This window comes from Absicoccus sp. (assembly GCF_034090965.1).
In the GTDB taxonomy this organism is placed as follows: domain Bacteria; phylum Bacillota_I; class Bacilli_A; order Erysipelotrichales; family Erysipelotrichaceae; genus Absicoccus; species Absicoccus intestinalis.
The window spans coordinates 1-3,782 of record NZ_JAXDRQ010000049.1 but is presented as its reverse complement, the minus strand read 5'-3'; the positions used below and the strand labels follow the sequence as shown (position 1 = coordinate 3,782).

Below are 3,782 nucleotides of genomic sequence, written 5' to 3'. Positions count from 1 at the left end.
ATAAATGGTCCTTACAATATTTAATACATTTCTGTAAGGACCATTTATTGAATAAATCTGTTTGTACTAAAATCAAATCGCATCGATTGAGATATTCTCCTTTCTACTTTGAAATTGAATTTACATTCCCATTGGTATGTATCTTCCTTTTCTTTACTTGTATTATAATCAATGATAAATAGAAAGAAAGGAAAGTGGCATAATTGGAAGAAAAGGAGGCATTTTATGTCTGAATTTGATAAAATTGTGGATAAAAAGGTTCTTTCTTATCATTCGGTTGCGGGTGGTGATATCAATAAAGCTTATCAAGTCAAAACCGAACAGGATATGTATTTTATAAAAATGAATACCATTTCGAATTTGGATATGTTCATTCAAGAAAAAAAAGGAATTGAAGCCATTGCGGCTTGTCATGTGATTGGGACACCACATATTCTTCAAACGGGAACGACCTATCAACATGCATATTTATTAATGGACTATATTGAAAGGGGGAAGCCAATCGCATCGTATTGGGATGTCTTTGCCCAAGAATTGGCTTGTATGCATTCATCTTTTGTGGGCAATCAATTTGGTTTTTCTTCGGATAATTATATTGGATCGACTCCACAAAGCAATCCCTTTTGTGGATCATGGGTCACTTTCTTTAAAGAGTATCGATTACGACCCATGTTGGTACGAAATGAAGAAAATCTGTCTCGATCCGATCGTCAACGAATCATACATATCATGGAGCATTTGGATGAACTGCTGATTGAACCAGAACATCCATCATTGGTTCATGGTGATCTTTGGAGTGGCAATGTGATGACAGGCCCAGATGGCAAAGCTTGGTTGATTGATCCGGCTTGTTACTATGGAGACGCGGAAGTTGATCTTGCCATGACGGAATTATTTGGTGGCTTTCCTCCATCTTTTTATACTTCGTATCGGCAATACGGATGTTTGCGAGCAGGTTACGAAAAACGCAAATATGTCTATAATTTGTATCATCTTTTGAATCATCTCTATTTATTTGGTTATGGATATTATGGATCTGTCATACATTGTATCGAAAAAATAGAAGGTTCATGGTAAGATAAAACCATTGAAAAAAGGAGAATCCTCATGAATATTGTTTGTTTAGATCTAGAAGGTGTATTAGTACCTGAAATTTGGATTGCGTTTGCGAAAGAAAGTGGTATTCCTGAATTAACGCGTACGACGCGGGATGAACCCGATTATGATAAATTGATGAATTGGCGATTGGGCATCTTAAAAGAACATGGACTTGGATTGAAAGATGTTCAAAATGTGATCGCAAAGATCGATCCGATGCCAGGCGCAAAAGAATTTTTAGATACATTACGTACCCTGACACAAGTAATCATCATCAGTGACACATTTGAAGAATTTGCGAGTCCATTGATGAAAAAATTAGGATGGCCAACCATTTTCTGTAACTCTTTAGAAGTCAGTGAAACAGGCGAAATTACTGGATTTAAGATGCGTATTGAAAATTCGAAATATACAACCGTAAAAGCGCTTCAATCCATTGGTTTTGAAACCATTGCGTCTGGAGATAGTTTCAATGATCTGGGTATGATCGAAGCCTCCAAAGCCGGTTTCTTGTTCCGTTCGACCGAACAAATCAAAAAAGATCACCCGGAACTACCAGCCTTAGAAACATATGATGAACTATTAGAGCACATCAAAGCAGCATTATAAAAAAAGAGCTTGTGCTCTTTTTTTATCGTTCAATTTCATGAATAAATAAACCACTTAATAATTTAGGTTCAAACCAAGTGGATTTTGGTGGCATCAATTGTTTGGCATCCGCAACCGCAAAAAGTTCTTGAATGCTTGTTGGATACATCGCAAATGCGACACAAGGATGATCTTGGGCATTGACTTTTTCTTGTAGGGTGTTTAATCCACGAATTCCGCCGATAAATTCAATGCGCGGATTGGTTCGTGGATCATCAATGCCAAGAATGGGCCTTAAAACATGATCTTGTAGATAACTGACATCTAAGGATAGAACGGGATCGGTGGTATTGGGCTCTTTTTCCATCAGATCAAACCATTGATTTTCCATATACATACAAACCTCACCTTTATGATCGGGATGATGGGAATAAGGAAGCGGTGTGATCGAATAGTACATACATAATTGTTTCATAAACGCATTGGTCGTTAATCCATTTAGATCTTTCACAAAACGATTGTAATCGAAAATGCGAAGTTCTTCTTCACAAAAGGCTACACTTAAAAAATAATTGAATTCTTCTTTTCCAGTGTAATTCGGATGTGCTTTTCGTCTTTTAAGGCCTACTTGCACAGCCGATTCGCAACGATGATGACCATCCGCAATATAGGTATAGGGCACTTCTTTAAAAGCATCTTCGATTGGTTTGGTATCGGTGACGATCCAGACCCGATGATGGATACCATCCTCTTTCACAAAATCATAGATGGGCCGTTGCTCTTTCATGGACTGGATCCATGTTTGTAGTTTTTCATTTTTTCGATAGGCTAAAAAAATGGGACCTGTTTGGGCACTGGTTTTATCGACATGATGGATCCGATCAATTAATTTGGCTTTGACGGTATTTTCGTGTTTCTTACAAATTCCATGTAAATAATCATCGATACTGGACAATCCTACAAGACCTGTCTGGCTTCTTTTCGCCATGGTCAATTCATAGATATAGAAACAAGGTGTTTGGTCTTGAATAAAAAAGCCTTTGTCTCTATAGGTATGGATCATTTCATCGGCTTTTTCATAAACATCTTGTGCATACATATCATGGATTGGTTCAAATTGTGTTTCGGGCCGATCAATGCCTAAAAAGGTATAGGGATGCGTTTCTACATACGTCCTTGCTTCAGCTCGGGAGAAGACGTCGTAGGGAAGACTGGCAATGCGCGAAGCCATTTCCTGGCTCGGACGAATCGCACGAAAAGGTTTCATGATGGTCATAAATTTTCTCCTGTTTGTTTCTATTATAATACCCAGTCCATGATTGACAAGGTAAGTTTCCTAACTTATCATAAACAGGAATTAGGAGGCTGTATGGAAGCAATTGCGACGTGGTTTGCGCATACATTGGGACAATATGTATCCGCACAATTTGTGATTTTTATCGTATCAATGATTCCTTTATTGGAATGTCGAGGTGGTTTGATCGTCGCCTCATTATTAAAAGTGAATATTTGGCAAGCAATTCCTATTTGCGTTATAGGAAATATCATACCAATCCCCTTTATTTTATTGTTTATCAAAAAAATCTTTCATTGGTTAAAACGATTCCGTTGGGCAAGACCTTGGATCGAAAAATTAGAAAAACGAGCCATGAATAAAAGTGAAGGAATGGACCATGGCGAATGGCTTGGCTTATTATTATTTGTCGGGATCCCATTGCCAGGAACGGGCGCTTGGACCGGTTCATTGATTGCTTCATTATTAGAAATGGATATCAAAAAAGCATCCAGTGCCATTTTATTAGGCGTGTTATTGGCAACCGTGATCATGTCCATCGTATCGTATGGATTATTGGCGGCGGCATTATAGGAAGGTGGAAAAACACCTTCTTTTTGTTTATAATCTATGTTATGAAATGGATGATTGCTTCAGATATACATGGATCACAGTATTATTGTCAGCAACTTGTTGATCAATTTAAAAAGAATCAATGCGATCGAATGGTTTTATTAGGAGACATTCTCTATCATGGGCCACGAAATGATTTGCCCAAAGGATATGATCCCAAAGGCGTTATTGCGTTATTAAATCCATTGGC

At 37.8% G+C, this 3,782-nt stretch carries 5 protein-coding genes; 4 read left to right on the top strand and 1 reads right to left on the bottom strand.

Annotated features, from left to right (window positions below):
• Nucleotides 1-225 precede the first annotated feature (225 nt).
• Together SOS22_RS07145 and thrH are read left to right on the top strand one after the other, a co-directional pair.
• Nucleotides 226-1,077, top strand: coding sequence for a fructosamine kinase family protein (locus SOS22_RS07145; RefSeq protein WP_320596777.1), 852 nt, complete (start codon nucleotides 226-228; stop codon nucleotides 1,075-1,077).
• Nucleotides 1,078-1,107: 30 nt separating this feature from the next.
• Nucleotides 1,108-1,707 carry a bifunctional phosphoserine phosphatase/homoserine phosphotransferase ThrH gene (gene thrH, locus SOS22_RS07140; protein WP_320325469.1) on the top strand — a complete coding sequence of 200 codons (600 nt, stop codon included), beginning with the start codon at nucleotides 1,108-1,110 and terminating at the stop codon, nucleotides 1,705-1,707.
• A gap of 22 nt (nucleotides 1,708-1,729) precedes the next feature.
• On the opposite strand, the gene SOS22_RS07135 is transcribed toward thrH, so the two are convergent.
• Nucleotides 1,730-2,962, bottom strand: coding sequence for a DUF1015 domain-containing protein (locus SOS22_RS07135; protein WP_320596776.1), 1,233 nt, complete (start codon nucleotides 2,960-2,962; stop codon nucleotides 1,730-1,732).
• A gap of 93 nt (nucleotides 2,963-3,055) precedes the next feature.
• On the opposite strand from SOS22_RS07135, the gene SOS22_RS07130 reads away from it, so the two are divergent.
• Together SOS22_RS07130 and SOS22_RS07125 are read left to right on the top strand one after the other, a co-directional pair.
• The gene (locus SOS22_RS07130) at nucleotides 3,056-3,553 is read left to right on the top strand and encodes a COG2426 family protein (protein WP_320325467.1); all 498 of its coding nucleotides are present in this window, start codon (nucleotides 3,056-3,058) and stop codon (nucleotides 3,551-3,553) included.
• A gap of 41 nt (nucleotides 3,554-3,594) precedes the next feature.
• Nucleotides 3,595-3,782 (top strand): metallophosphoesterase (locus tag SOS22_RS07125; RefSeq protein ID WP_320596775.1); only part of this gene is annotated, 188 nt, incomplete at its 3' end.

Excerpts from the sequence above, each read along its gene's own strand:
- SOS22_RS07145 (WP_320596777.1), top strand. The coding sequence starts at position 226 with ATGTCTGAATTTGATAAAATTGTGGATAAAAAGGTTCTTTCTTATCAT.
- thrH (WP_320325469.1), top strand. The coding sequence starts at position 1,108 with ATGAATATTGTTTGTTTAGATCTAGAAGGTGTATTAGTACCTGAAATT.
- SOS22_RS07135 (WP_320596776.1), bottom strand. The coding sequence starts at position 2,962 with ATGACCATCATGAAACCTTTTCGTGCGATTCGTCCGAGCCAGGAAATG.
- SOS22_RS07130 (WP_320325467.1), top strand. The coding sequence starts at position 3,056 with ATGGAAGCAATTGCGACGTGGTTTGCGCATACATTGGGACAATATGTA.